Source organism: Streptomyces sp. NPDC045695 (assembly GCF_056432025.1).
On record NZ_JBWKJU010000002.1, the window covers coordinates 601,379 to 626,298 of the forward strand.

28 protein-coding genes are annotated in these 24,920 nt (G+C 70.8%); 19 read left to right on the top strand and 9 right to left on the bottom strand.

What is annotated here, in order from left to right; all coding sequences use genetic code 11:
• Positions 1-145: 145 nt before the first annotated feature.
• Positions 146-757, bottom strand: coding sequence for an AbfB domain-containing protein (locus AC07DU_RS05975; protein ID WP_479109784.1), 612 nt, complete (start codon positions 755-757; stop codon positions 146-148).
• A gap of 454 nt (positions 758-1,211) precedes the next feature.
• On the opposite strand from AC07DU_RS05975, the gene AC07DU_RS05980 reads away from it, so the two are divergent.
• Complete coding sequence (locus AC07DU_RS05980) at positions 1,212-2,690, top strand: MFS transporter (RefSeq protein WP_479109786.1); 1,479 nt, start codon at positions 1,212-1,214, stop codon at positions 2,688-2,690.
• A gap of 197 nt (positions 2,691-2,887) precedes the next feature.
• Positions 2,888-3,958 carry a PP2C family protein-serine/threonine phosphatase gene (locus AC07DU_RS05985; protein ID WP_479109914.1) on the top strand — a complete coding sequence of 357 codons (1,071 nt, stop codon included), beginning with the start codon at positions 2,888-2,890 and terminating at the stop codon, positions 3,956-3,958.
• A gap of 33 nt (positions 3,959-3,991) precedes the next feature.
• Here the strand turns inward: AC07DU_RS05985 and AC07DU_RS05990 are convergent, their stop codons facing one another.
• Both AC07DU_RS05990 and AC07DU_RS05995 read right to left on the bottom strand, forming a co-directional pair.
• Entirely contained in the window at positions 3,992-5,209 is a 1,218-nt protein-coding gene (locus AC07DU_RS05990; RefSeq protein WP_479109788.1) for a pyroglutamyl peptidase, read from the bottom strand.
• Between the two features lie 242 nt (positions 5,210-5,451).
• On the bottom strand, positions 5,452-5,904 hold the full coding sequence (locus tag AC07DU_RS05995) for a hypothetical protein (protein WP_479109790.1): 453 nt from the start codon (positions 5,902-5,904) through the stop codon (positions 5,452-5,454).
• Positions 5,905-6,036: 132 nt separating this feature from the next.
• Between AC07DU_RS05995 and AC07DU_RS06000 the strand changes: the two genes are divergently transcribed.
• Positions 6,037-6,528 carry a hypothetical protein gene (locus AC07DU_RS06000; protein ID WP_479036534.1) on the top strand — a complete coding sequence of 164 codons (492 nt, stop codon included), beginning with the start codon at positions 6,037-6,039 and terminating at the stop codon, positions 6,526-6,528.
• A gap of 90 nt (positions 6,529-6,618) precedes the next feature.
• Here AC07DU_RS06000 and AC07DU_RS06005 read toward each other — a convergent pair whose 3' ends face one another.
• Positions 6,619-7,080, bottom strand: a complete 462-nt coding sequence (locus AC07DU_RS06005) for an RICIN domain-containing protein (RefSeq protein WP_360893150.1) — start codon at positions 7,078-7,080, stop codon at positions 6,619-6,621.
• Between the two features lie 229 nt (positions 7,081-7,309).
• On the opposite strand from AC07DU_RS06005, the gene AC07DU_RS06010 reads away from it, so the two are divergent.
• The 7 genes from AC07DU_RS06010 to AC07DU_RS06040 all read left to right on the top strand — a co-directional run bounded on the left by AC07DU_RS06010 (position 7,310) and on the right by AC07DU_RS06040 (position 12,593).
• The gene (locus AC07DU_RS06010) at positions 7,310-8,350 is read left to right on the top strand and encodes a YihY/virulence factor BrkB family protein (RefSeq protein WP_479109792.1); all 1,041 of its coding nucleotides are present in this window, start codon (positions 7,310-7,312) and stop codon (positions 8,348-8,350) included.
• Between the two features lie 56 nt (positions 8,351-8,406).
• Positions 8,407-8,937 (top strand): phosphatase PAP2 family protein, encoded by a 531-nt coding sequence (locus AC07DU_RS06015; RefSeq protein ID WP_479109794.1) that lies wholly within the window; start codon positions 8,407-8,409, stop codon positions 8,935-8,937.
• A 150-nt stretch (positions 8,938-9,087) separates the two neighbouring features.
• On the top strand, positions 9,088-9,234 hold the full coding sequence (locus AC07DU_RS06020; RefSeq protein ID WP_479036525.1) for a hypothetical protein: 147 nt from the start codon (positions 9,088-9,090) through the stop codon (positions 9,232-9,234).
• 237 nt (positions 9,235-9,471) lie between these two features.
• Positions 9,472-9,669, top strand: a complete 198-nt coding sequence (locus AC07DU_RS06025; protein WP_453370501.1) for a hypothetical protein — start codon at positions 9,472-9,474, stop codon at positions 9,667-9,669.
• A gap of 151 nt (positions 9,670-9,820) precedes the next feature.
• Complete coding sequence (locus AC07DU_RS06030; protein ID WP_360893159.1) at positions 9,821-10,384, top strand: papain-like cysteine protease family protein; 564 nt, start codon at positions 9,821-9,823, stop codon at positions 10,382-10,384.
• Between the two features lie 10 nt (positions 10,385-10,394).
• Entirely contained in the window at positions 10,395-11,282 is an 888-nt protein-coding gene (locus AC07DU_RS06035; protein WP_479109796.1) for a hypothetical protein, read from the top strand.
• A gap of 900 nt (positions 11,283-12,182) precedes the next feature.
• Positions 12,183-12,593 (top strand): hypothetical protein, encoded by a 411-nt coding sequence (locus AC07DU_RS06040; RefSeq protein WP_453370498.1) that lies wholly within the window; start codon positions 12,183-12,185, stop codon positions 12,591-12,593.
• A gap of 245 nt (positions 12,594-12,838) precedes the next feature.
• Here the strand turns inward: AC07DU_RS06040 and AC07DU_RS06045 are convergent, their stop codons facing one another.
• Both AC07DU_RS06045 and AC07DU_RS06050 read right to left on the bottom strand, forming a co-directional pair.
• Positions 12,839-13,249 carry a four-helix bundle copper-binding protein gene (locus AC07DU_RS06045; protein WP_360893168.1) on the bottom strand — a complete coding sequence of 137 codons (411 nt, stop codon included), beginning with the start codon at positions 13,247-13,249 and terminating at the stop codon, positions 12,839-12,841.
• A gap of 142 nt (positions 13,250-13,391) precedes the next feature.
• Positions 13,392-13,913, bottom strand: a complete 522-nt coding sequence (locus AC07DU_RS06050) for a DUF4396 domain-containing protein (RefSeq protein ID WP_479036516.1) — start codon at positions 13,911-13,913, stop codon at positions 13,392-13,394.
• A 249-nt stretch (positions 13,914-14,162) separates the two neighbouring features.
• Here AC07DU_RS06050 and AC07DU_RS06055 point away from each other — a divergent pair, with 249 nt between their 5' ends.
• From AC07DU_RS06055 to AC07DU_RS06065, 3 genes are all read left to right on the top strand, one after another.
• Entirely contained in the window at positions 14,163-14,603 is a 441-nt protein-coding gene (locus AC07DU_RS06055) for a DUF6153 family protein (RefSeq protein ID WP_479109798.1), read from the top strand.
• Between the two features lie 128 nt (positions 14,604-14,731).
• The gene (locus AC07DU_RS06060; RefSeq protein ID WP_479109916.1) at positions 14,732-15,370 is read left to right on the top strand and encodes a DUF305 domain-containing protein; all 639 of its coding nucleotides are present in this window, start codon (positions 14,732-14,734) and stop codon (positions 15,368-15,370) included.
• A 250-nt stretch (positions 15,371-15,620) separates the two neighbouring features.
• Positions 15,621-16,061, top strand: a complete 441-nt coding sequence (locus AC07DU_RS06065) for a VOC family protein (RefSeq protein ID WP_453370495.1) — start codon at positions 15,621-15,623, stop codon at positions 16,059-16,061.
• Positions 16,062-16,164: 103 nt separating this feature from the next.
• Here the strand turns inward: AC07DU_RS06065 and pyrF are convergent, their stop codons facing one another.
• A complete protein-coding gene (pyrF, locus tag AC07DU_RS06070; protein WP_479109800.1) occupies positions 16,165-16,875 on the bottom strand; it encodes an orotidine-5'-phosphate decarboxylase in 711 nt (236 codons plus the stop codon).
• 62 nt (positions 16,876-16,937) lie between these two features.
• Positions 16,938-18,791 (bottom strand): serine/threonine-protein kinase, encoded by a 1,854-nt coding sequence (locus AC07DU_RS06075; protein ID WP_479109802.1) that lies wholly within the window; start codon positions 18,789-18,791, stop codon positions 16,938-16,940.
• 290 nt (positions 18,792-19,081) lie between these two features.
• On the opposite strand from AC07DU_RS06075, the gene AC07DU_RS06080 reads away from it, so the two are divergent.
• From AC07DU_RS06080 to AC07DU_RS06095, 4 genes are all read left to right on the top strand, one after another.
• Positions 19,082-19,324 carry a DUF6332 family protein gene (locus AC07DU_RS06080; protein ID WP_479036505.1) on the top strand — a complete coding sequence of 81 codons (243 nt, stop codon included), beginning with the start codon at positions 19,082-19,084 and terminating at the stop codon, positions 19,322-19,324.
• A 290-nt stretch (positions 19,325-19,614) separates the two neighbouring features.
• Complete coding sequence (locus AC07DU_RS06085) at positions 19,615-20,202, top strand: hypothetical protein (RefSeq protein WP_479109804.1); 588 nt, start codon at positions 19,615-19,617, stop codon at positions 20,200-20,202.
• Between the two features lie 95 nt (positions 20,203-20,297).
• Complete coding sequence (locus AC07DU_RS06090; RefSeq protein ID WP_479109806.1) at positions 20,298-21,518, top strand: hypothetical protein; 1,221 nt, start codon at positions 20,298-20,300, stop codon at positions 21,516-21,518.
• 107 nt (positions 21,519-21,625) lie between these two features.
• On the top strand, positions 21,626-22,111 hold the full coding sequence (locus tag AC07DU_RS06095) for a hypothetical protein (protein ID WP_479109807.1): 486 nt from the start codon (positions 21,626-21,628) through the stop codon (positions 22,109-22,111).
• 265 nt (positions 22,112-22,376) lie between these two features.
• Here AC07DU_RS06095 and AC07DU_RS06100 read toward each other — a convergent pair whose 3' ends face one another.
• A complete protein-coding gene (locus AC07DU_RS06100) occupies positions 22,377-22,937 on the bottom strand; it encodes a TetR/AcrR family transcriptional regulator (protein WP_360893196.1) in 561 nt (186 codons plus the stop codon).
• A 118-nt stretch (positions 22,938-23,055) separates the two neighbouring features.
• Here AC07DU_RS06100 and AC07DU_RS06105 point away from each other — a divergent pair, with 118 nt between their 5' ends.
• Positions 23,056-23,742 (top strand): SDR family oxidoreductase, encoded by a 687-nt coding sequence (locus AC07DU_RS06105; RefSeq protein ID WP_479109809.1) that lies wholly within the window; start codon positions 23,056-23,058, stop codon positions 23,740-23,742.
• 125 nt (positions 23,743-23,867) lie between these two features.
• Positions 23,868-24,872 (top strand): NADP-dependent oxidoreductase, encoded by a 1,005-nt coding sequence (locus AC07DU_RS06110; protein ID WP_479109811.1) that lies wholly within the window; start codon positions 23,868-23,870, stop codon positions 24,870-24,872.
• The last annotated feature ends 48 nt before the right edge of the window (positions 24,873-24,920 follow it).

The following is a 24,920-nucleotide window of genomic DNA, read 5'->3' on the forward strand; positions in this document are numbered from 1 at the left end:
TTCCCCTCATGGCCCGGAATTTTGCTGCGGAAGACGGCACGGGACATCGACTCGTCGAAGAGGGTGAGCTTCAGGGAGTCACGTTCCTCGGTGTGGAAGCGCCTGACGGCGGCGAGTGCCGCGCGCCGGAGAGCCCACCGGCCCCCTAGGTGTCGGAAGGGTGCAGCGGGCCTACCATCCTGAAGCACGCGGACTGCAGCTCGGCCGGGGTGACCACCGGCTCGGCGAAGAGTTCGAAGTTCCTGTGCCGGATGAACTGGTCCGGGAACTTCACCGAACGGAACGAGGCCTGGTTCGGGTCGATTTCCGCCGCTTGGAGGATGAACGTCGATTCCTCGATGACCTCCGCTTTCACCTGAGGGTCGATGATCCCGGTGAAGAACTTGCTGTGAATGCGGAAATCGTCGAACGTCGCGATCCGCAGGCAGAACCCGGGCGGAGCAACCGCTCGTACCAGCATTCCCTGCGTGCCGAAATTAAGGCTGGGTCCGGTCCACGCGAACGTGGCATCGCGGCGGTCCTCTTCGGTTTCGATCTTGGCGATGTCGACCAGGCCGGTGTGATCGATGATGAAGAAATCAGGGAAGTTATTGGAAAAGAGTGAAAGCCTGAGCTGAGCCACGATGTCCCGCCTTCCATGACGAGTCCACGTGAGTTCCTGAGGGAAGGTGAGTAGGGGGATACTCGCATCGGCGTCCATCAGGCCGCCGGCTGTGCGGAACGGGCGTGAGCCGAGAAGGCCGCCCTCCGCGTCCATACGGGTGAGAGCGCCATCTCCATCATGCGCCGCCCGGGGCGCGCGCGCCAGCGCTTCATAACCAATACCGCTTCAACTACACGGCCATGCCACCGCCTTGCGCCCAAGGGCGGCGAAGCCGCGGTCCTCCGGCCCAGGGGTTGTACGATGGACCAGTTCCTGTGCCGTTCCTGTGCCGAGGTGTCGGCGGCAGTGACCAGACTTCTGTTTCCTTCTCTGTCGATCTTGGGGTGACGTCTTATCAACCAGGCCATGTAGTCGTCCGTTCCCGCGTGCTGAGTTGTCGCACGTGTCCGGGGGCGGACGTCGCGCTGGTCTGAGTTGCGTCACCCCTCCCCGCAGTCTTCTTTCCCGGGTGCAGCTCTGCCGTCTGCCCCGGGCTTTGGTGTTTTCCGGCCCCGGTGCGGCTGTCGGCAGGGCTCCCCGATTCCATTGGATCAGGAGTTTTCCCGTCGTGTCCTCCTCCGCCCTCGGCAACGAGCCGCAGCACACCACCCAGACCCCAACCCACCCGGCACCTCGCCGCCCGAAAATGGCCCCGGCGGCCTGGATCGCCCTCTTGGTGCTGCTGACCGCCGAGCTGATGAACATGCTCGACCAGTCGGTCGTCCTGACCGCGCTGCCCGCGATCCAGGAGTCGACCGGCGCCGGACCGGTCGCGGTGCAGTGGCTGACCACCGCCTATTCCCTGCCCGTCGCCGTCGGGCTGATCACCGGCGGACGGCTCGGTGACATCTACGGCCGCCGCAGGATCCTGCTGATCGGCACCATCGTGTTCACCGCCGCCTCGCTGCTGTGCGGTCTGGCCACCGGCCCGCGCACGCTGATCGGCGCCCGCCTGCTCCAGGGCGTCGGCGTGGCCGTGATGATCCCGCAGGTCCTGGCGACCATGCACGTCACCTTCGAGGGCCACAACCGCAGTAAGGCGTTCGGCCTGTACGGGGCCGTCCTGGCCCTCGCCAACGTCTTGGGCCCGGTCCTGGGCGGCGTGCTCACCCAGGCCGACCTGTTCGGGCTGTCCTGGCGGCCGATCTTCCTGGTCAATGTGCCCGTCGGGCTGGCCGTACTCCTCCTCGGACGCACCTTCATCCCCGAATCGACCGTCCGCAAGGCCGACCGGCTCGACGTGGTCGGCATGCTGCTGTCCGGCCTGGCCATCGTCCTGGTCCTCTTCCCGCTCACCGAGGGCCACGCCCACGGATGGCCGCTGTGGTGCTTCGTCGTGCTCGCCGTCGGCGTCCTCGTCCTCGGTGTCTTCCTGCGCCACCAGCGGCGCAGGCAGGGCAATGCCCCGCTGGTGACCCTGTCCCTCTTCCGGGTCAGGCAGTTCTCCGGGGGCATGGCCGCGGACCTGCTGCACGGCCTGCTGTGCGGCCTGTTCTTCATGACCTGGACGCTGTACCTGCAGCACGGACTGGGTATGAGCCCGTTCCACGCGGCCCTGGCCTTCGTGCTGCTCTCCGTGGGAGAACTGGGCGGCGCGACGGTCGCGGCGAAGACCGCCGGACGTTTCGCCCGCCGTCTGCCGCAGGCCGGAGCCCTCATCGCGACCGCTGCGATGGGCACCTACGGCCTCCAGATCGGCAGCCGCCAGGCCGGCCTGACCCTTGTGGCGATGACCGCTCCGGTGGTGCTGATCGGCTTCGGCCTGGGCATGGTCTCCGGCCCGCTCGCCGACTTGTCGCTGGCAAGGGTCGCGCACGAGGACGCCGGCTCGGCCTCGGGCCTGTTCAACACCGCCATTCACCTGGGCATCGTGCTGGGCACCGCGCTGACCGCCGTGGTGTTCTTCGCCATCACCGGCGGCTCTTCCGACGGCGCGGTCAACCGCGACGCGTTCGTCACCGTGCTGTGGTGGGTCAGCGGCCTCCTGGCCCTGATGTGGGCACTGATGTTCTACCTGCCGAGGCACACCGACAACCAGGCCGACTGATCCAGCCCCCCCCGGCGCACCCGAACGGGTGCGCCGGGCAGGTGAAAGGTCGATCAGCGAGAGGGGGAGTGCGTGGCGCGGCCAGTAGGGCGGCCGTCGGCCTGGAAGCGGGGGAGGGGGCGAGCGGCCCCGTCGTCGGAGCGCTATGCCCCCATTGCCCCGATATTCTGGGAAGTGTGATCGAGTCTGGACGGCCGATGCTCCGCCGGCGCTACGGCCGGGGGAGGCTTGTGCGGCTGTCACCGGTCATTTTGACCGTCGTGATCGCGAGCCTGGCCTACACCACGCCACCCGAGATGGCCTTCAGCCGCCTCCTGCCCGCGGCGCCCGCCCTAGCGGCCGCCATGTGGCCGGTGCTCCCCACGGTCCTGCTCGGCACGGTCTGCCTCATTCTGATGATCGGCCTCAGCCTCGTCTTCCCCGATCTCGGCACGTGGTGGACGGCCGCGGGGATCATCGCGGTCACCGTGGCCGCCGCGTACGGAAGCCACGTCCGGCTCCAGCGCGAGCGCACCCTCTTTCACGTACGGCTCGTCGCCGACGCGGCGCAGCAGGTGGTACTGAGCCCCATCCCGCGCTCCTTCGACGACGTCGACGTCGAGTCGCTTTACCTCGCGGCCGCCGCCGAAGCCCGCATCGGCGGGGACTTCTACGAGGTGGTCGACACGCCGTACGGGGTCAGGCTGCTCATCGGTGACGTGCGCGGCAAGGGGCTGCCGGCCGTGGGGGCGGCCGCGGCGATCGTCAACGCCTTCCGGGAAGCGGCCTACGGCGAGGGCGACTTGGTGGACGTCGCGCGCCGGCTGGATGCCAGCAGCACCCGTTACAACGCCGCCTTTCCGCCCGAGGGGCCGATGGAGCGCTTCGCCACCGCCCTCCTCGTCGAAATCCCGCACGAGGGAAGGCGTATCGACATCCTCAACTGCGGACACCCGCCGCCGCTGCTCCTGAACCGCGGCAGGCTCCGCGTCCTGGAGTCCGTCACCCCCTCGCCGCTCCTCAGCCTCGCCGAGCTGATCGGCGAGCACTACACCGTCGACACCTTCGACTTCGGCCCCGGCGACCTGCTGCTCGTCTACACCGACGGGATCGCCGAGGCCCGCGCCCGCGACGGCGAGTTCTTCCCGCTGACCGCTTGGATGCGGCGACAACCCCCGACACCGCCCCGCGAGCTGCTCGCAGCCCTTCACCGCGACCTCCTGCGCTACACCCGGGGCCGCCTCGACGACGACATCGCCGCGCTGGCCGTACGCCGACGCGAGCTCTGAGGCCCGAAGCCCCCCGCGACCAGGGGCGGGCGGCTACCGCCGCACGGCGGCGTGTTCGAGGACCGCGCGGACCTCCGCGGCGATCGCGCTCTCGTTGCGTTCGAACTCGGGACCGGTCAGCAGGCGGGTGTCCGTCGGCAGACCGGTGAGCACCGGGGTGTGGAGGTGGCCGCCGGGCAGGTGCGGGGCGAGTTCGGCCCGCAGCCGGTTGGAGCGGTAGGCGACCTCGTTGGACAGGTAGCCGCCCCCGCCACCCGCCACGGCCCGCGAACCCGGCGTGGGGCCGTCGGCCCGGTCGACGGGAGCCGTGCCCCCCGCCGGGATCTCGGTCACCTCGGTGTTGAGGAGGACCGGGTACGGAGTCTGCACCGCGGCGGTCACCGCGTCGGCGGGCAGTGTGGTGCGGATGAACTCCGGGCCCGGGCCGAGGCCCGGGGCCGTCACCGGACGCTCGCGGGTACCACCGGAGAGGGCACGCGCGTTGTCGGGGTACGGGTCGGCGGACCGCGCCCGCCCCGCCCAGTCCTCCAAGGTGAAGATGCCCGGGTAGCCCTGGCTGACGGTGGTGATGACGTCGGCCGAGGCGGGACCGGCGGCCAGGTGCGGGGCGAAGGCGCGCTCTACGATGCCGGCGTCGAAGTCGGCGTACCGCACGGGCAGAACGACGGCGCGGATCTCGGCGGGGCTGCCGTCGGCGAGGGTCACGCGCCGCCCGTTGAGCTGCAGGGCGGCCGACCCGGACGGGTTGGCGCGGCGGATCTCCGCGTCGAGTCCGAAGGGGTCGAACCCGCTGATGAAGAGCCTTCGTACGCCGGGTTCCGCCCGGAAGGCGTTGTCGGTGAGGCCGCGGGAGGCATCCTCGAAGCGGGCGCGGAGCGCCGCCCGATCGACGCTGAACTCCGGGTGCCAGCGGGCGAGCGCGGCGGTCATGCCGAGGCGCGCCCAGTAGAGCGGCCGGTCGTCCCCCGCAGCGAGGTCGCCGCCGGGCCGCTGTCCCTGGGCCCGCCGTACGGAGGCCTGCCAGAGGGCCTGGCCCCAGGAATCCAGGAGCCGTTCGGCCTCGGCGGGGCTGCGCGTCGAGCACAGGGCGGTGGGGAACCGTCGTACGAAGTCACCGAAACCGGCACGCTCGACCAGGGCGGTGGTGCGGGGGTCCGCGAGGCGAGCCTGTTCGGGGTCGAGCGGTACGGACGCCGGGGGGCGGCAGGCGGACGCGTGGTCGGCCGCGTGCGCCGGCGCAGCGACCGCCACGGGGAGAACGGTGACGAGGAGGGCAGCGGCCGATGCCGCACGCCGTAAGAGCATCATGCGATGTGACATTACATAGCGTCCCTCACCCTCACCAGGCGTACCGGCGGCAGCTGCGGGGACTGGCTCAACTCCGCTGCCGAGACGACCGGTTCGGCGTGCCTGACGGGCGCCATCGGCGCACCGCCGCACGCGAGGAGCCTCGGCCCTGCTGCCGCTGGGCTACCGCTGTCGCGCGCCCGGCCCTAACGGACCCGCCCCGAGAGCCAGGGCGTGAGCGAGACGCCCAGGATGCGCTCCTTGTACGTCTCGTCGCCGGGAAGAGGGACGTAGAGCCGGTAGCCGGGAGGGAAGAACCGTCCCTGGACGAAGGCCAGTCCGCTGTAGACGGACGTCAGGAACGCCGGGACGGCGCCCCGCGGTACGTCATGGAACTCCACCCCGTCCACGGTGATCGTCGCGTCGTCGTCGGGGAAGAGCCGTACGGTGACCGCGGGGCTGCCCCCCAGTTCCACGAACGCCTCGTGGGGCAGTGAGCCGTCGGGGTCGGCGACGGCGAACAGCGGCGCGGAACTGCGCCGCGACGTCTGGTCGGCGCCGATGTCGTCGGTGACGGCCACGGCCAGCCGGTACTCGGCCGCGACCGCTCGTATCGCGGCGACGGCCGACTCGGTCGTGAGCAGGGAGGGGTAGGTCATCATCCACATGATGCCGCAGCGGGCGGCCGGGCGGGCGGCCCGGCTCCCCAAGGGCCGGCCAGGTCGGCCGGTGGGGGATCATGCTGGTGTGGGGCGGTTCGGCTCGGGCGCGGACGGTACGGAGGGTACGGCATGGAGGCTGTTCGACAGGCGGAGACCGTGACGGTCGCGAGTCTCGTCGCGGCGGTGGAGCAGGGGCAGAGCGGGGCGCTGTGGCGGCTGGAAGGCGCCGACCGTCAGTTGGACGCGAACCTGGTACGCCACCTGCCCGGGACCGGCGGGGCGGCGTACACCGAGGACGAGGTCGACGTGATGCTGGTCGTCGTCGCGGGCGGCGGCACCCTCACCCTCGACGGAACCCCGTCCCAGCTGTCCCCGGGGTTTCTCGGTCTGCTGCCGCGCGGCACATCCCGGTCCCTGCTGGCCGGCTCCGAGGGACTGCTCGTCCTGACCGTCCACCGCAAGCGCCGGGCGATGAGCATCGGACGGACCGCCCCTGCCGCTGCGCCTGAGCCGTGCGCGGTCCACCTGGTGTGCGGCTGGTGTCACCGGCACGCGATCGAGGCCGACGCCCGCTACTGCACCGGCTGCGGTACGGCGCTGGCGAGCGGCCCGGCAGCCTGACCCCGGTCTTCAGAAGGCGCGCGTGCGAGGTCGGCGCCAGGTGCTGCCCGGGCCGGGGGCTCGGCCGACCCGGGCACGGACTTCACGCCGCTACTCCATGAGCTGGAAGGTCCACGCCTGGTCCTGGTCCTGACCCTGGTCCTGGTCGTTGACGGCGAGCGGCCTCAGGGCGACGCGCGGCGGGAAGATGTCCAGCACGCTGAGGTCCAGGGCGAGCTCCTCGCCGTCGACGGGGCCCCCGGGCACCACGACGTGGAAGGCCTGCGGCCGTGCGCTCTGGCGGAGCGCCCACGGGCGGGGCTCGGGGTAGCCGACGACCTGCTTGTTCACCTCCGGGGCGCCGTCGAAGGACAGGTACGTTTCGCTCCTGAGATTGCGCAGCGTGCAGGTGCCGTTGCCGAGTTGCTCCACCTGCCATTCCTGCTCGCCGGGATTTCCCGTGGGCGGTAGCACCACCACAGGGCTCTTGGGCTCCGACGACCCTCCCTCCAGGGTGAGCAGCTCCTCACGCGTACGGGTGATCATGTAGGTGCCGTTGGGTACAGGCTCCATGGCCGACTCCACTTCTGACGTGCGGCCCCGCGCGGGGCGCCGCCGATGTTCCGGGCGAGGCATCCCTTCCCCGCCGCCGCACGAGAAGGGTCGGAAACGCTCCCTGTCACCCTTCGGGATGACCGCGGCATATGCGTCCCGCAGCCCCCTGGCCCGCGCACGACGCCCACTCCTTCGACTGACCTGGCGATCGGTGCATGAGAGCGGCGTGAGAGGAAAGCCGCCAGGTATGGCACGCACACCGCAACCACAGCAGGGGGACGACCGCGAGCCCCAGACCGGCGACCCCGGCCGCGTCGGGCCCGATGAGCGGGTCGAGGAGCGAGCTCCGGATCGCCTGTCGGAGGTGTCCAAGCGGTCCTGGAAGGCGACGCTGCGCGGCACGATGCAGGAGTTCAAGGACGACGAGCTGGCTGACCGGGCCGCGGCGCTGACCTACTACGGCGTACTGGCCCTCTTCCCGGCCCTGCTCGTGCTGGTGTCGCTCCTGGGCATCGCCGGGGAGTCGGCGACGACGCAGGTGCTGGACAATCTGCGGAAACTGACCCCCGGCTCCGCGCGCGATGTGATCACCCAAGCGGTGCAGCAGCTCCAGGGCAACACCGGTATCGGTTCGATCGTGGCGATCGTGGGCCTGGCCGTGGCGATCTGGTCGGCATCCGGCTACGTCGCCGCGTTCATCCGCACCTCGAATGCCGTCTACGACATGCCCGAGGGCCGGCCGGTGTGGAAGGTGCTCCCGCTCCGGCTGGCGCTGACGATCACGCTGATGATCCTCGCGGTGGTCAGCGCCCTGATCGTGGTCTTCACCGGCAGTCTGGCCCGGCAGGCCGGCGCCGTCCTCGGCGTCGGGGACACGGCGATGACGGTGTGGTCGATCGCGAAGTGGCCGGTGCTGGTCCTGCTGGTCACGACCATGATTTCGATCCTGTACTGGGCCGCCCCGAACGCAAAGGGCCGCGGTTTCAAATGGATCACCCCCGGCAGCCTCCTGGCGCTGGTCATCTGGATGATCGCCTCGGCCGGCTTCGCCTTCTACGTGGCGAACTTCGGCTCCTACAACAAGACGTACGGGACCCTCGCCGGTGTGATCATCTTCCTGATTTGGCTGTGGATCACCAATCTGGCCATCCTCCTGGGCCTGGAGTTCGACGCCGAGATGGTTCGCCAGCGCGCCATCGCCGGGGGCTACCCAGCGGACAAGGAGCCCTACGTCGAGCCCCGGGACACCCGTACGTGGAGTGACGAGGAACGCCGCCGCCTGGAGTGAGACGTGTGGCGCGGCCGCGGACGGGGAAGCGGCGCTGTATGAGAATCCCCGCCTCGGTGCGAAACGGCGATCACCGGCTGACGCGGCAGATGACGGCCTGGGACTCGGCCTGGGCCCGTCGGCTGCTGCCGCCGATCGAGGAGGCCGCCGAGCACACGAAGCTGTGGTGGGCGGCCGCCGTGATCATGGCATCCGCGGGGGGCTGGCGGGGCCGCAAGGCCGCCACCGCCGGGATCACGGCGATGGCGACAGCGGAGCTCTTGTCCAACGGGATCGGGAAACAGCTGGTCGAGCGGCGCCGCCCGCCCAAGGAGTGGGTCCCGCACGACGAGGTCGAGGACCGGCCCGACAGCTCCTCCTTCCCCTCCGGGCACACCGCCGCCGCGGTGGCGTTCACCGCAGCCGTCGCGCCCAGCTGGCCCGGGGCCGGCGCGGCCTGCGCCCTCCCGGCCGCCCTGGTGGCCGTCCAGCGGGTCCACAGCGGCGCGCACTACTCCTCCGACGTCGCCGCCGGAGCCGCCATCGGCCTGGTCGCAGCCGCCCTCGCCCGGGCAACGCCCCGCCTGCTCATCCACCGCATGGGCTGACGGGGCGCCCGTGCGGCATCCGCGCGAGTCGACACATCTAGGACGCCGACTGTCCTATACGGGAGCCATGCCTCCGTTTGGGCCGTTCGGAGCGGCCTGCCCAGCGAGAGGAGCCCCCTTCGGCACGCGTCTCCCCAAGGAGTGATCGTCATGAAGCCTCCCACCATCGCGCCGTGCCTCGGTGTGTCGGACACCCAGGCAAGCGTCGACTTCGACGAGAAGCTCGGCTTCACCGCCCTGCCCGCGGGCGTCGACCCCGACGACGACCTGCGCATGCGCGGCCTTCCGGGGGAGTGACGGCCCAGCGCTCGCCGCCTTCTAAGCCGCCGCCCCGGGCTGGGAGATCGCCCAGACCTACGGCGACAGCGCGGCGATGATCAGCGTCGGCACGACGGCGTACGTCATCTACACGGCGGAGCTACGCGCCCGCCATTGCCGGGGTTTTCCACGGTTTCGCCCTGCCCCGCCCGCAGCTGCTGGGAGCATCGGGGTAAGGGAGAGGTCTCGCCCGTGCCGCCACCGCAGGAGCAGACGATGGAACCGACGACCCGATGCCGCACTTCGGCAGACCTGTTCCCCTTAAAGGTCCTCGTCTGCGGCTTTTGTCGGGCCACCGCGGCCACGGGTGGGACGCGAACCCTCAGCGCCGAGGGGGAGTTCCTGACGGTGACCTGGCACACCGCTGCCTGCCCTCACCACGCCGCCGACCTGATCCTCGCCGCGGAGGACTGACGGCGCCAGTCCGTAGCGGCAGGATTACCTGACGAATCATCAGTTCGGGTTGAATGGGTGCAACCCCCCTGTGTCCTCGGCATGCTGCGCTGTCATATTCGTGCCAGCGCCCCCGCTCATCTCGTTGCACCCGTCTGGGGAAGGCAGGAACATGGGGACATTCAGGTATGGAACCGCGGCGTCGGCCATCGTGCTGGCAGCGGTGGGATCGCTCGCCGCCGCAGGAGGCACGGCTCACGCGGAAGCGGGTCAGGACACCATCAGCATGCTGAAGCAGGAGAAGACCCAGTGGTGCTGGGTCGCCTCCGGGCTGACCATCGCCAAGTTCCAGGGCTTGGGCTCCACGCAGACCGACTTCTGCAACCGGGCCCAGCCCGCCTACGGTTGCAACAACCAGCCCGCCACGCTCGACGACATGGCCAGGGGCTGGAGCAGCCTCGGGATGTCCCACACCGGCTCGGGCCTGAGCAGCGCGGCCACGTTCAACCAGGTGTACACCGACGTCAAGGCGGCCCGGCCGATCGGTGCCCGCATCGGATGGTCGTCCGGCGGCGGCCACATGAACGTGGTCTACGGCTTCGACACGGCGAACACCACCATCGCCGTGGCCGACCCGTGGCCGGACACCACCACGTACACGTGGTGGAACTACAACGACTACGTGAGCAACAGCTCGTCCAAGTGGACCCACTCCCGCATCGGGATCTCCCGCTAAGGCAGGCGACATGCGCGACATCAAAACGTCCGGCAAGCGGGCGGACTCCCGCTTCTCCCGCCTGTCCATCGTCATCGCGCTGAGTGCATCCGCACTGAGTGCGTCCGCACTGCTCTCCGCCGCCGGACCGGCCCATGCGGCCCCGGCCAAGGACCCCCTTCCGGCCGACATCCCCGACTACCAGGCCGCCCTCGACGCGGTGAAGTCCACCGACGTCCGCAACGCCGTCTGCCGTTTCCTGCGCACTCCCGTGCCCACCAGTGGCGCCGACGGGCCGGTACAGACGCTCCCCGAAACGACCGAGCCGTGCCAGGGCCTCCCGCTCTTCACGATCAAGGACCCGGTGGCACGGAACGAGATCACCCCCGGGTTCGTCGCGGGCACCGCCAAGCCACTGCCCACCGAGGCGGTCAAGCTGACCCAGCTGGTCTCCTCCCTGAGCGTCTCCGTCAACGGCCGCAACGCCACCGTCATGCTCGCCCCCACCCAGGGCGGCGGCTGGCACCTGGCGGCCATCCGCGACGGCGACAGCGACGCCACCTACGCCGGCAAGGCCACCCTGGGCACGCTGGTCTTCACCGAGCCGCAGATCCGCGGCTGGTACCAGCTCAAGCTCACCACCGTCGAGCCGCTCAACGACGAGGCCCGGCAAGGCCTGGGCGGCCAGGCTTCGGTGTCGCTCAGCGACTACCAGAACCTGGTCAAGGCCCGCTACGCCGACAAGCTGCCCGGCTCGCAGTACGACGTCAACGGCTACTCCAGCGGCTACAGCACCCAGCGAAAGGCGGACGACGCCCCGTCCTCGACCCTGCTCCTGGCCAGCGGTTCCAGCGCGGCACTCGCCCTCGCGGGCGGGGCCGCCCTCCTCCACCGGCGCCGGCGCCCAGCCGCCGGCTGAACCCGGCCCCGTACGGGCCCTCATTCACACTCCGACCCGGCCGACGCACCGGCCGGGACGGCCAACTCGCTGATCACACACAGGCGGCCGGTATGGCCGGTGCGCCGTGCCACGGATCCGGAGCTCAGGAACTGGCAACTTCCGGTAAGGGCACATGGGGAGGCGGGCGTACGGGTAGTGTCCCGGCGGCCATGTCAGGAGACGCCATGGTGTTCGGCTCCGGGCCAGGGCGAGAAGGGTGCCGCCAGCGTGCTGACCGATCCAGAGGTCCTGGCAGCGGTACGCCGGGAGTTACTGAACCGGCGTGAGTCGACCGACGCGCTCGACGACCCCGGCGACCCGACCCGGTACCTTCTGATCGAAGGCAGCATCGTGCGGTTCATGGAGACCCGCCGGGAAGCCCGACAGGTCCACTACGGATCCATCGACCTGGCGAGGCGGCCCGTATACGGCGCCGACCTCCACGACTACGCGGTACCCGTCCCCGAGGACCTCTCCACGCGGACGACGCTGAAGCTGGTGCGACGCGGGTCCGTGAGAGAGCACTCCTGTGAATGCGGCAACGGAAGGGTGGCCTGCCGGCGCTGCGAGGGGACGGGCGACCTCCACTGCGAGCCATGGAGGCCGTGCGGTGACTGCCGAGGCCTTGACTGCTGCCTGCGATGCGACGGAGCCGGCAAACAGACCCGCCGCCCCCAGGTGCGGACCGAGCAGGGAGGTGAAGCCACCGAGCGCGTCACGTGCAAGCAGTGCGGAAGCCCAGGATCGGCGTGCGCCACCTGCCGGGGACGCGGCAAGGTGCGCTGCACACGCTGTGACGGTACGGGTGCGCGTGCATGCAACGACTGCCACCGCGCGGGTACCGTCGTCCACGATCACTGCAAGGGCAAGGCCAGGATCGTGACCTGGACCGAAGGGATCATCGTCCGACGGCCCGAGGTCGCCCAGATCAAGATCACAGCCGCGCTTCCCTACCCCGCACGGCAGCAAGCACAGGAACACGGCGACTGGGCACGGACCCAGGTGACCGGCAGACGCGCCACCGTGGGCAAGGACAGTGTGATCGCGGAAGTCCTTGAGCCCTACCTCGGCATACACAAGGGTGAGATCACCCGGCAGATCGCGGTGCGCCACTTGTCGGTGGTCCGGCTCACCCTGGCTGCGCACCCCCACCGCGTCTACTACGTCATCCCCACGGCCGGGGCGCCCCGTGTTCTGGTTCTCCCCTCAAGGCGGCGAACCTGGCAAGGGGTGGCTCTGCTCGTGGCGGGGTTGGCCGTACTGGCGCTCGCCGCACGCTTCTTCGCCTGACCGCCGGCGTTCGGCCTGCCGGATCCTGGACGTGCGGCGGGTGGCCGGGCGCGCGGGCGCGTCGGCGGCCCACCCGTGGGGAGCCGGGAGGGCCGCCGCGCCTGGGATGGCCCGGAGCCACACCCTATGCACGGGGCCCGGTGGACCGATAGGCATATGACACGGCGGCCGTTCCGTTCGCCGCCACAGCGACCGCCGGGCGGCTGGAAGCCACCACGGGCGGGCCGGCCGAGGAGTGGCGGGCGTCAGCCGAGGGCGCCGAGGAGTTCGTTGCACGCCTGCTCACAGGAGCGGCAGGCTTCGGCGCAGATGCGGCAGTGCTCGTGCATGTCGGCGTGCTGTCCGCATTCGTCGGCGCACGCCTTGCAGACCATGGCGCACGCCCTCAGGATCGCGGCGGTGATGTTGGCGTCGTAGCCGGTGTGGCGGGAGAGGACCGCGGCGGTGGCCGTGCAGATGTCGGCGCAGTCCATGTCGGTCCGGATGCACTTGGCGAGATCGCCCACCATGCCCTCGGACAGGCAGGCGTCGGCGCACGCCGTACACGCCTGCGCGCAGGCGAGGCACTCCTCGATGCAGCGCGTGAGCTTCAGCTGGTCGATGTCGCCGAGGTCGGCCGGGTAGGTGGCGAGCATGTCCTTGACGGTGCTGGACATCAGGGTTCCTCCGTTCCCCGCGGGGCCGGCGGAGCCGGTGCGGCCGCCGTCGAAGCCCCGGTACCTCCAGCTAACGCCCCTGACCGCGAGCGCGCCCGGCCGCACCGTGAGGTGCGAGCGGGCGCGATGCCGTACGGCTGGGTCAGTGGTGGGCGTGGACGACGGCGTGGCCCTTGCCGCGGCTGATCATCCACTTGTTCACCGGCGTCGTGATCAGGAAGGCCACGGCGAAACCGCCCAGCAGAGCCGTCCAGAACAGGGCGTCCGACAGGTGGGCGTCCATCGCGCCGGGGACCAGGGCGATGATGCCGTTGTCGACGAGCTCCATCACGGCGATCGAGACGGTGTCGGCGGCCAGCGCGACCTTGATCGCGGTCTTGAGGTCGAGGCCGGCCTTGCGGACCGCGAACAGCGTGAACGAGTAGCCGAAGACGAACGCCAGGGCGATCGCCAGGATCATCGTCTGGACGTTGCCCCACATCAGCGCCGTTCCGATGACCATTCCGAGGATCTCGCCGATGGCGCATCCGGTCAGGCAGTGCAGCGTCGCCTTCGCTGCGGCCCCCCAGGTCACCCCGCCCATCCCATGCCCGGCGTGACCCGCGTGCGCCTGGTGCGCGGCGTGGTCGTGACCTGCGGCTGTGTGGTGTGCGCTGTGGTCCATGACCGTCATCTCCCATCCCGTCCAGTGTGACCCGCCCCCGCGGGCTCACACCACCACTGTATACCCCCAGGGGGTATGCACAAGAGGCATCCGTCGGGCGGAAGTCGCGCAGGCGTCGCCGAGGGGGGAGCCGAGCTGCGTGGTGCTGAGCCTGTCCGGGGGTTACCCCCGGGAGGTATTGCTCATCCGGCAGCCTTCGCTCGCGGCCCTCGCCTCGCCGCTCACGAAGGGGTCGCCTACGATGCCGCCATGGACGATCAGGAGGTGCGAGCGGTGAAGCCCTTGGGCCTGCGCTCGTACCTGCTCCTCGTCCTGCTCGTACTGGCGGGCCTGGTGGCCATGCACGGCCTGGGGCCCGCCCCCGTACCGGCAGTCGCACACGTGGGGGCCACTTCCCACCACACGTCGGCCGTGGGCCACGAGCGGGCGACCGCCGCGGACGCCTCGTCGCGGAACGGGTGCGTCCATGGCGGCGATCCGGCCGGCGACAGGGGCGGCGGACACGCCGAGCACGCCGACGTGACCTGCGCCGCCACCGGCACGGCGGGCGCGCCGGTGCTGCCCGCGCCCGCAGCCGCGTCCGCCCAGGCCGACGCCCAGGCGGTCCTCGCGCACGGGGTCATCCCGGGTGCCTGCGCCTGCGGGCGCGCACCGCCGTCACTGAGCGAACTTCAACTCCTGCGCATATAGGGCGGCTTCCCGGCCCCGGCCCCGAAGGGCCGTCGAGCCTCTCAGCCCCGCCCCCTTTCCGTACGCCCGCAGACGCGCGCGTGCCCCACAGCAGGAGTCACCCCATGACCGTAACCATGACCATGCCCATGACCGCCAAGCGTTCCCTGATCCGCCGTGCCACCTCCACGGCCGCGGCCGCCACTGCCGCTCTCGTCCTAGCCGCCTGCGGCAGCAACGGCGACACCGCCGGCGGCTCCGCCCACAACGGCCACGACGCCGCCGCGCCCTCCGCCTCCGCTCCCACGCGGCAGGGCGACCACAACACCGCCGACGTCGCGTTCGCGCAGGGAATGATCCCCCACCACCGGCAGGCCATCGAGATGGCCGACCTCGCCGCGACGCGCGCCGAATCCGCCGAGGTGAAGAAGTTGGCCGACGAGATCAAGAAGGCCCAGGACCCGGAGATCAAGACCCTGTCCGGCTGGCTGACCTCCTGGGGAGAGCAGGTCCCGGCCGAGGCCGGCGGCCACGAGGGACACGAGGGACACGACATGTCCGGGATGATGACGGCCGAGGAGATGAAGCAGCTGCAATCGGCCTCGGGCAAGGCGTTCGACACCTCCTTCCTGACGATGATGGTCAAGCACCACGAAGGCGCTGTGGCCATGGCCAAGACCGAACAGTCCGACGGTGCACACCAGCCCAGCAAGGACATGGCCGGTCAGATCGTCACCTCGCAGAGTGCGGAGATCGCACGGATGAACACCCTCCTCGGCAGGAGCTGAGCCGCGTCAGCACCCCCGGGTACGGCCAGCCAGCCCGCAACGGCCGGCTGCCGTACCCGGGCAGGGACCCTGTCGGTCCACCGCTCCACGCTCACGCCGTGCAGGGGCACGGGGTAGGGATGTGTCGCTGCTCGAAGTCGAGACGTTCCAGACCTCGTTGACCGTCGCACAGACGATGGGGTCGGCCGTTGCCGGGTGTCGGCGGTGCGTCGGTGTTCTGCCGTCCCGCCAGGCGTTCTACCGTGAGCGCATGGAACAGCGCATCACCCTGATCACGCTCGGGGTTTCCGATCTGGCACGTGCCAAGGCCTTCTACGAGGCCCTCGGCTGGCGGGGACAGGAGGTCCAGGCCACGGTCTTCTTCCAGGCCGGCGGCCTCGCGCTGGTGCTGTGGGGTCGGGAGGAACTGGCGCGCGACTGCGGCGTGGAGCCCGGACCGGTCGGCGGGTTCGGCGGGATCGTCCTGGCCCACAACGTCCGCTCCGAGACCGAGGTGGACGAACTGCTCGCCGCGGTACGTCGGGCGGGCGGCACCATCACCAAGCCCGCGGCCGTCAATGCGCTCGGGTTCTACTCCAGTGCCTTCATGGACCCGGACGGCCATTGCTGGGAAGTCGCGTACAACCCGGGATTCCCCCTTGCCGCGGACGGCTCCGTCACGCTGCCCGATTTCGGCGGTGCCGAACACTGACCGAGGCCCGACGCAGGGCTCACGTCCATGACCGCCTCGGTCCTTGGAGGCGGCTTGCTGACTGGCGAACGCGCACCCGCCTTCGCGGCGAGAAGGAAGTCCGCTACGAAGCCAGACCGTCCCGGACGGAACGGAACGCGGCCGCCGGGTCCGCGGCACGGGTGACCGTCCGGCCGACGACGACATGGGACGCCCCAGCGGCAACCGCCGCCCGCGGTGTCCCGGGACGGGCGTGCTCCGCCGGAGATCCGCCGGGCAGCGTGACCCCCGGCGTGACGATCAGGGCATCGGGCCCCAGGATGCCGCGCAGGGCCGCGACCTCCTGCGGCGAGGCGATCACACCGTGGCAGCCGGCCTTCCGCGCCAGCCGGGCCAGCCGGAGGACCTGCTCGTCCACCGCATCGCCGACACCGACGTCGGCGAGGTCCGCGTCGGTCATGCTGGTGACCACGGTCAAGGCAAGGACGCGCAGGCCGGGGAAGCCGCGGGCGGCCTCGACCGCGGCGGACATGATGCCGCTGCCGCCCATGCCGTGCACGGTGACCATGGACACGCCCAAGGCCCCCGCGGCGCGAACCGCCCCCGCAACCGAGTTCGGGATCTCGAAGAGCTTGAGGTCCAGGAAGACCTTCTTGCCCTGCCGGACGAGATCCTTGATGACGTCCGGCCCCACAGCGGTGAGCAGTTCCAAGCCGACCTTGTAGAAGCGGCACTCGTCGCCCAGCCGCGCGACGAGGGCGTCGGCGGTCGCTCGGTTGTCGCAGTCCAAGGCGACGATGATCTGGCTTGTCGGGTCCAGGCTTGTCGGGTTCATGCCGCCATTGTGCCGCCCGGCCCGATCCCCTCGCCGCGCAGACCGCCGGGAGGGAATCGAATCTAGCTCTTCTTCACGTCCTCGGCGTTGCGCCAGATCGTGAGGTCGACGGTGAGGTACTTGCTCGGCTCGTTCGCGCCGGACTTGCCGCGGAAGGTCGCCACCGCGACGTGACCGGCCTTGCTCAGCACACAGATCTGCGATCCGTCCGTGAGCTGGTCGATCCCCACGTCATCGGTGAAGCGGGTCACGGTGCGGCAGGTCTCCAGCGAGCCCTTCTCCGTGTTGTTCAGCAGGACCAGCTTCCCGTTGGCGGTGCCCACCTTCTCGTCGCCGAACATCCTGTCCCGGTAGTAGTAGAGGTCGGCGTGGCCGTACAACACGCCCGCGCCGGTGGGCTCCTCGGCCGGGCGCGGCGGGTTGTCGGCGAACATCAGCTGGTGGTTCTGCGGCACGTCGATGCCCTGATACGAGACCGGCTGCGGCTCGGCCGGCTTCTGCGACGCGCCCGAGGAGGCACTGCCGCCGGCCGCACCCCCGCTGGACGCCTTGGAGTCGCCGCCCTTGTCCTTGTTGTCCGGCAGCAGGGACCCGATGACTGCGAGCCCGATGATCGCGGCCACGACGGCCCCCGCGACGATCAAGCCGGTCCGCTTGGGGCGGGTCGGGGCGGTCGGTACGAATCCCTGGGTGGGGTAGGTCGGCGGCATGCCGTGACCCGGCGGGTACGAGGCTTGCGGGTACGGGGGCCGCTGGTACGAGGCCTGCGGGTGCGCGGGGTGCGGATACGGCGGCTGCGGCCGGTAGCCGGGCGGCGCCACCCCCGGAGCGGGCTGAGCCGGCGCGGCCTGTGTCGGCGCAGCATGCGTCGGCGCGGCGGCCACGGAGGTCGGCGTGTACGGCGACGCCGGGGTACTCGGCAGCGCCGTCGGGGTGGGAGCCGCGCTCGGCGCCGGACCAGGGGTCACCGCCTCGGTGGGCGGATGCGGCGGCGGGGTCGGCACCGGGGTGGGCAGTTGGAGCCGCTCGGTGATGGAGCCGGTCACATCGCGCGGCAGCCAGTCCTCGCCCTGGCGCAGCGGGACGGGCGAGGCTTCGTTGCACAGCTCGATGATCTCGCTCAGGGACGGGCGGTCGGCCGGGTCACGGCTGAGGCAGCGGGTCACCACGGGCCGCAGCTCCGCGGGGAGCCCGCTGAGGTCGGGGTCCTCGTGCACGATCCGGTAGAGCACCGCGTGCGAAGGCCCGTCACCGTAGACGGACGCCCCGGTCGCGGCGAAGGCTGCGATCAGGCCGAGGGCGAAGACGTCGGTGGCCGGGGTGATCGTACCCACCGACGCCTGTTCGGGCGCCATGAACGCCGGGGTGCCGATGCTGACGCCGGTGTTGGTCAGGGCGGTGCTGTCGGCCGCCCGGGCGATGCCGAAGTCGATGACGCGCGGACCGTCGGAGGCGAGGAGGACGTTGGCGGGCTTCAGGTCGCGGTGGACGATGCCCGCGCCGTGGATGACGTGGAGGGCCTCGGCGACCCCGACCGTCAGCAACAGCACGCTGCTCGACGGCAGTCCGCCGTGACGGGCCACGGCGTGCGCGAGCGAGGGGCCGGGGACGTACGCGGTGGCCAGCCAGGGCTGGGCCCCCTCGGTGTCCGAGTCGATGACCGGCGCCGTGTAGAGGCCCTGGACCCGCTGCGCGGACCGGACTTCCTGCTGGAAGCGCCGCCGGAACTCGGGGTCCTCACCGAACTCGGCCCGGATCACCTTGATGGCGATGGGCCGGCCGCCGGGCGTGTAGGAGAGGTACACCTTGCCCATGCCGCCCGCACCCAGCACCGCCGCCAGGCGGTAGCCGCCCACGACGGTCGGATCGTCCGCCTTGAGCGGCTGGAAGAAGTCGGCCGAAGGTGCACTGCTCATAAGGAACCATCCCCCTGTTAGCGGCGATCCAGCTCCTGCCGACGCCCCGAAGTCACCGCGAGGGTATCCAATCTCCGGCGCTTGCGGAGCACGGGAGGCCATTGCGACACCCCGGAACGGGAGCGGGAGCGGGAACGGGAGCCGGAGCCGGAACCGGAGCCGTGACTTCGCGCCGTACCGGGAAGCCTGCTGGCCGGCCCCCGCCGACCGCACTCGCGCTCGCGTCGAGGAATCGGCCAAGGCCGGCCGACTTCATGGACCTCCGGCCCGCCCGATGCGACTCTTCAGCAATGACGACGAGACGACGGAACCAGGCCGAGCGGGACGAGATCACCGTTGAGATCGGTTACGCGCTGCTGAGCGCGTGCTTCCTCGGTGCCGTCGTGTTCGCGACGATCGCCGGGCCTGTCGCCATCTGGAACCTTCCTCCTGCGGCCGAGAAGTTCCTCCTGGTCGGCGGGGCTTGGGTCGCCGGCGGTCTTGCGGTGATGCGTGTCGTCCACGTCCTCTGGCGACATGGACAAGACCGCTGAGCGGTCTCCGCCCCATGCCGGTGAGGAAGGACGGGCCCCTCTGGTCGCGGTTGCCGTTCGGGCGCGCGTCTGACGCGTCGAGCCGCCAGAGGCAAGGGTCGTGGCGAAGCAGATCGTCGACGGTCCAGATCCAGATGCCGACGAGTGATACGCCCGCGAGGTCTCCGAGCATTGAACCCGTGGCAGGAACCGCCGACGGCGCATCCTCTTGCAACCACGTCATCACGGGGCCGTGCGGGCGTTCCCCACCTCCTCACGGAGAGCTACAGGGCGGTGGGTAGCGTGAGGGCATGGCGATGACGGACAAGCGGCGGGTCCTGTACCGGCAGGGCACCGGGTTCTGGCGGATGACGGCGAAGTGGGCTGCGGTCTTCGGCGCCCTGTACCTGCTGGACGGCGGGCTGCTCCGGTCGTGGGGCGACGCTCTGGTCTGGCCGCTGATCGGGATCCTGCTGTGGGTGCCGTTCGGGATCGGCGTCGTCTGGTACCCGAAGAAGGACCAGCGCGTCGAGCTGACGGCTAGTGAACTGCGGGTGCGGCGCAAGGGGCTGCCGATGGAGAAGGTGAACCTGCTGCACGTGGCTCGGCTGTGGCTGGAGGGGCGGTCAACCGTGGACGACCAGCCGGTGCGGGAATGGACACGGTCCGACCGGGTGGTGTGGGTGCCGCTGCGGGACGGCCGGGCGTTCGGCGTGGAGTTCCGCGACCCGGCCGCGTTCGCCAAGGTTTTCGGGTCCTTCGCGGTCGCGGCGTGCGGCGGGCCGGACACCCTCCGCGCCAGGGCCGCAGCGGAGACCTACCCGGATCCGCTCCCGATGCGGCCCCGCCCCGCCGCCGACGCAGGCTCCTGGGCGGACCTCCTGGACGTCTTCAACTGAAAGCCGGAAACGCCCGGCGAGTGCACCTCGAAGGAATCGACCTGGACGCTGTCCGGTGGGGACTTCGGAACGGTCCTTGTGGGCATCCTTCGCCCATGGCCCTGAAATTGTCGTGGCGGCACCACGCGATCGCCGACACCGGTCTCGTGACCTTGTACTGGTTCCCTGAGGAGATCCACGGGGCCGAGGGCCCGGTCCCGGACCTGCTCGGCTCCTCCCGCCTGTCACGCACCCGCGTACACGCGGACGCCACGCCCCAGGAGGTGGCCGCCTGGAACGCCGCCACCCTCGCCTGCCTGAGTGAACTCACCCCCGCCATAGCGGAGTTCGAGCGGGTCGAGGCGCGTCTCCGGCGATGGCGCAGGCGGTTGGTGAGCCGGCGGTGGGCAGCGGCGGCGTACGGGAAGGCCGCGGCGGTCATGCTGGACCGGGTGGAGCCCGCGGTGGCCGCCTACCGGCCCGTGCGGGAGGCCGTGGAGCGGCGGATCGCCGAACAGGAGGCCCAGCGCATCGAGGCGGGCCGACGTGCCTACCGGGAGCAGGAACGGCGGCGGGAAGAGGCCCGGGCCCGGTTCGAGGAGTGGGAGTGGCGCCAGGCGGCCGCAGACCGACCGCTGCCGGGCGGGAGCACTCCGCGGGAGCTGGCGGCGCGGGGGGAGACGCCGCCGGCCTGGCCCGCCGAGCTGCGGGAGGCGGTCGGTGACATCGACGCCTGGTGGCAGCGCGTTCACGCCTCCGTACGCAACGAGCAGGCCCGCGAGGAGACCGTACGCAAGGTGGCCCGGGCGATCACCGAGACCGCGGCGGCCCTGGAGGCTGCTGGCCGGCCCGGCATCAGCGCCGTCAAGGACAGGCCGTACGAGGTGCGCCACGGCTGGTGGGTGCACTTCACCTGGTCCGGCCTGCCGGACGCCACCCGGCTCAGGACACCGCCGGACATGCCGACGGGGCACCTGTACGCGGGCCAGTGGCGCGCCGACGCCTACCACCCGGACCGGATCCTCCTCATGCGGAGGCCGTCCGGTGCCTACGGTCTGGCAGTCGTGAGCACAGAGAGCATCGCGAACGGAATGGCGACCCGGTACACATGGTGGGAGTGGGAGATCGAACGGTTCGCGAAAGCGCTGGTCCCCGACCGGCTCGCCTACCACACGACCCACACCTTGGAGGTCGCGGTGCGCCTGCGCCTCACCGACCACGCCGACCCGGCTGTCTTCGTGCCGTACGCCGAGGCAGTCGCCCGCCGCGCGACGGCGGCCTTCCGGGCGCTGGCGGCCGGGCAGCAGGACCGGCCTGATCCGACGGACACCGCGTAGCTCGTGGTGGTTTGCGTCGTCAGGCCGGGATCACCCGGCCGACGGCCCCGTCGGAGACAGCCTCCCCCCTGTGCTGCGGTTCCAGGGCTAGCAGGGATGATGCCTCCGTGGCGACACATCTCGAGCTCTTCGCGGACTACTTCCAGATCCATGTCCTGGACGAGGAATCCGAAGGCGATTTGAGTGACGTGTGGAACGAACGGACCGTCCTGGATGGGCTCGGCGTCCTCGAAGACGCCCTGGCCATCGGCACCTCGGTCAACGACACCGTGGCGGTCAGTGTCGATCTCCTCGCGGACCGGCCGGATGACGACAGCGACGACTTCGACCATGTCGTCGAGGCGAGCTTCCACGTGCCCTCGGGGCGGCTCGTCCTGATGGGCTGTACCGATTACCTCGACGGCGCGGCACGGTTCGACGTGCCCGCCGGCTGGATCCGCGCCCGAGCCTCTCGCCGAAATCTCGCCGCTGCCGTCCGCTGGCTCGAGTCGGACGAGGAGTCCGAGGCGACCGAGGAGGTCCGGCTACAGACCTGGCCTGCTCCGCTCTCCGCTCCGCGCATCGTCAAGCGATGGACCCAGTCGGAGAAGTAGCCTCACGCGGCGGCACGGCCGGCACGGCTCTTCGTGGTCGCCGTGTCGTCGCCCACCAAGTACACCCGGCGACGACCTCGCGGGCCGGCTCTGCGGCCGACCGGCGTGACAGCGGCGTGCCGCTCTCCCAGGCAGGTGGCAGGCCCGCGCCTCGACCCGGGCACTCTGCAACGGAGTGAAGGAAGCGGGCCGCCCGCAGCGTTTGCGGTCGGACAGGCGGGGCGGGGCGGGGCGGGCAACCGGTTCCCGGCGCCGGTGGTTCCGGTCAGTCTGTGCCCGTCAGTGCCTCGCGTGCGGCGGCGAGGATTTCCTCGGAGAGCGGGGAGCCTTTGGTGGCCCGGGACAGGACGAGTGCGCCGAGCATGGTGCACAACCGGGTGATGCCGTCCTGGTCCTTGGTGGCGAGCCAGTCGGCGAAGTCGCCCACTCCCTGGGTGTAGACGCGGCGGGCCTCGCTGTCTCCGCCCTCCCGGGCCATGTCGGTGACGAGTGCGGCGGCGGGGCACCCGTCTGCCGCGCTGTCGCGGTGCTCGGCGGAGAGGTAGGTGTCGATCAGCGCCCGCTGGGCGGCGTCGCGCTGCCCGGCGTACCGATCCAGCCCGTCCCTGTGGTGCTGGGCCAGTTCTCCGAACGCGTGAGCGGTGGCTTCGTCGATGAGTGCCTCCTTGGAGGCGAACTGCTTGTAGAAGCCGCCGTGGGTCATACCGGCCGCCTTCATGAGGTCGGCGACGCTGACGTGGGTCCCCTGTGCCCGGAAGAGGCGGGATGCGGTTTCGACGACCCGCCGGCGGTTCTCCTCCGCCTGCGCCTGCGATACACGGCCCATCGGCCACCTCCCGATTTTTGGATGTCGACTGGCATCTATCGTAGACCAGTGGTTAGATTGCAGTCGTCATCTAATTTGGATGGGTCGCTCGACGGCGACCGTGGCACTAGGAGCGGGCATGGAACTGAAGGACGCGGTAGCAGTGGTCACCGGAGCCAACCGGGGGCTCGGCCGGCATCTGGCCGCCCAGCTCGTCGAGCGCGGAGCGACGGTGTACGCGGCGGCCCGACGCCCCGAAACGGTGGACCTTCCGGGAGTCATCCCGCTGCGACTCGACGTGACGGACGTGCAGTCGATCCGGGCCGCGGCCCGCGTCGCGTCCGACGCGACGCTGCTGGTCAACAACGCGGGCGTCTCCACCGGAACTCCGCTGATCGCGGGCCGCCCGGAGGAGGTGCGCCTGGAAATGGACACGAACTTCTTCGGTCCGCTCGCCGTGACGCGGGCCTTCGCCCCCGTCATCGAGTCCAACGGCGGCGGTGCCGTGCTCAACGTGCTGTCGGTCCTGTCCTGGCTGCACCCGGCCGGCCTCGGAGCCTATGCGGCGGCCAAGGCCGCAGGCTGGGCGCTGACCGGCGCGGTCCGGGAGGAGCTGGCGCCCCGGGGCATCGCCGTCTCGGCGCTGCACGTCGGATACATGGACACCGACATGGCCGCGAGCGTTCCCGCCGAGCAGAAGGCCGACCCCGCCGACGTCGCCGCGCAGGCCCTGGACGGCATCGAGGCGGGACTGCCCGAGATCCTCGCCGACGAGATCACCCGGCACGTGAAGCAGGGCCTGGCCGCATCGCCGCACGCGGCCTGAGGCGCGCCCGCCGCAGCGGCGTGAGGCGTCATGAACCAGCAGTGCACGCCAGAGAACATCTCGTACCGGGGCAGCCGAAGCGAGCAGAGATCCCGTCCCCGCGCGGACGAGACGGAGAGACGGCGATGAAGACCTACCTGATCGAGAAGTACGGTGACCAGTCCGCGGTGGGCGCCGCCGAGCTGCCCCCTCCGGAGCCGGGCGCCGACGACGTGCTGGTCAAGATCCATGCGGCGAGCGTCAACCCGCTGGACTTCAAGATCCGCGACGGCGCCTTCAGGATGATCCTCCCGTACCGCCTCCCCCTCGTACTGGGCAACGACCTCGCCGGAGTGGTGGTCCAGGTCGGCTCGGCCGTCACCCGGTTCGCGGTGGGGGACGAGGTCTACGCCCGGCCCGACAGGGACCGCATCGGCACCTTCGCCGAACTCATCGCCATCCACCAGAACGACCTGGCCCACAAGCCGGCCACCCTCACCATGGCGGAGGCCGCCTCCCTCCCCCTCGTAGCCCTCACCTCATGGCAGGCGCTGGTCGAGAGGGCCCGGGTCCAGCCGGGCCAGAGGGTCCTGATCCACGCGGGCTCCGGCGGAGTGGGCACCATCGCCATCCAACTGGCCAGGCTCTTGGGCGCACACGTGGCCACCACCGCGAGCGCGGCCAACGCCGCCCTGGTCAAGGAACTCGGCGCAGACGTCGTCGTCGACTACCGCGCCCAGGACTTCGGGGAACTCCTGGGCGGCTACGACGTCGTCCTGGACACCCTCGGCGGCAAGACCCTGGAAAAGTCCCTGCGGGTCCTCAAGCCGGGCGGGAAGGTCATCAGCATCGCCGGGCCGCCCGACGCGGAGTTCGCCCGCGAGCTCGGCGCGAACCCGATCCTGCGGCAGGTGATGAACGCGCTGAGCTTCACGACCCGGCGCCACGCCAAGCGCCGGGGCGTGAGCTACTCCTTCCTGTTCATGAAGGCCAGCGGGGACCAGCTGCGCGAACTCACCCGGCTCATCGACGGCGGAGCGATCCGCCCCGTCGTCGACCGCGTCTTCCCCTTCGACCAGACCCGCGAAGCCATGGAGTACGCAGAGAAGGGCCGCGCCAAGGCCGGCAAGGTCGTCATCGCGATGGGGTGAGGGGCGTGAGGGGCGGGAGGGTCGTGAGGTCGTGAGGCCGCCCTGCCG

What these genes read in the sequence shown, in the direction of transcription:
- AC07DU_RS05975 (WP_479109784.1), bottom strand. Translation starts at nt 757, where the DNA reads ATGGACGCGGAGGGCGGCCTTCTCGGCTCACGCCCGTTCCGCACAGCC.
- AC07DU_RS05985 (WP_479109914.1), top strand. Translation starts at nt 2,888, where the DNA reads ATGCTCCGCCGGCGCTACGGCCGGGGGAGGCTTGTGCGGCTGTCACCG.
- AC07DU_RS05995 (WP_479109790.1), bottom strand. Translation starts at nt 5,904, where the DNA reads ATGACCTACCCCTCCCTGCTCACGACCGAGTCGGCCGTCGCCGCGATA.
- AC07DU_RS06000 (WP_479036534.1), top strand. Translation starts at nt 6,037, where the DNA reads ATGGAGGCTGTTCGACAGGCGGAGACCGTGACGGTCGCGAGTCTCGTC.
- AC07DU_RS06005 (WP_360893150.1), bottom strand. Translation starts at nt 7,080, where the DNA reads ATGGAGCCTGTACCCAACGGCACCTACATGATCACCCGTACGCGTGAG.
- AC07DU_RS06010 (WP_479109792.1), top strand. Translation starts at nt 7,310, where the DNA reads ATGGCACGCACACCGCAACCACAGCAGGGGGACGACCGCGAGCCCCAG.
- AC07DU_RS06020 (WP_479036525.1), top strand. Translation starts at nt 9,088, where the DNA reads ATGAAGCCTCCCACCATCGCGCCGTGCCTCGGTGTGTCGGACACCCAG.
- AC07DU_RS06025 (WP_453370501.1), top strand. Translation starts at nt 9,472, where the DNA reads ATGGAACCGACGACCCGATGCCGCACTTCGGCAGACCTGTTCCCCTTA.
- AC07DU_RS06030 (WP_360893159.1), top strand. Translation starts at nt 9,821, where the DNA reads ATGGGGACATTCAGGTATGGAACCGCGGCGTCGGCCATCGTGCTGGCA.
- AC07DU_RS06035 (WP_479109796.1), top strand. Translation starts at nt 10,395, where the DNA reads ATGCGCGACATCAAAACGTCCGGCAAGCGGGCGGACTCCCGCTTCTCC.
- AC07DU_RS06045 (WP_360893168.1), bottom strand. Translation starts at nt 13,249, where the DNA reads ATGTCCAGCACCGTCAAGGACATGCTCGCCACCTACCCGGCCGACCTC.
- AC07DU_RS06050 (WP_479036516.1), bottom strand. Translation starts at nt 13,913, where the DNA reads ATGGACCACAGCGCACACCACACAGCCGCAGGTCACGACCACGCCGCG.
- AC07DU_RS06055 (WP_479109798.1), top strand. Translation starts at nt 14,163, where the DNA reads ATGGACGATCAGGAGGTGCGAGCGGTGAAGCCCTTGGGCCTGCGCTCG.
- AC07DU_RS06060 (WP_479109916.1), top strand. Translation starts at nt 14,732, where the DNA reads ATGACCGCCAAGCGTTCCCTGATCCGCCGTGCCACCTCCACGGCCGCG.
- AC07DU_RS06065 (WP_453370495.1), top strand. Translation starts at nt 15,621, where the DNA reads ATGGAACAGCGCATCACCCTGATCACGCTCGGGGTTTCCGATCTGGCA.
- pyrF (WP_479109800.1), bottom strand. Translation starts at nt 16,875, where the DNA reads ATGAACCCGACAAGCCTGGACCCGACAAGCCAGATCATCGTCGCCTTG.
- AC07DU_RS06075 (WP_479109802.1), bottom strand. Translation starts at nt 18,791, where the DNA reads ATGAGCAGTGCACCTTCGGCCGACTTCTTCCAGCCGCTCAAGGCGGAC.
- AC07DU_RS06080 (WP_479036505.1), top strand. Translation starts at nt 19,082, where the DNA reads ATGACGACGAGACGACGGAACCAGGCCGAGCGGGACGAGATCACCGTT.
- AC07DU_RS06085 (WP_479109804.1), top strand. Translation starts at nt 19,615, where the DNA reads ATGGCGATGACGGACAAGCGGCGGGTCCTGTACCGGCAGGGCACCGGG.
- AC07DU_RS06090 (WP_479109806.1), top strand. Translation starts at nt 20,298, where the DNA reads ATGGCCCTGAAATTGTCGTGGCGGCACCACGCGATCGCCGACACCGGT.
- AC07DU_RS06100 (WP_360893196.1), bottom strand. Translation starts at nt 22,937, where the DNA reads ATGGGCCGTGTATCGCAGGCGCAGGCGGAGGAGAACCGCCGGCGGGTC.
- AC07DU_RS06105 (WP_479109809.1), top strand. Translation starts at nt 23,056, where the DNA reads ATGGAACTGAAGGACGCGGTAGCAGTGGTCACCGGAGCCAACCGGGGG.
- AC07DU_RS06110 (WP_479109811.1), top strand. Translation starts at nt 23,868, where the DNA reads ATGAAGACCTACCTGATCGAGAAGTACGGTGACCAGTCCGCGGTGGGC.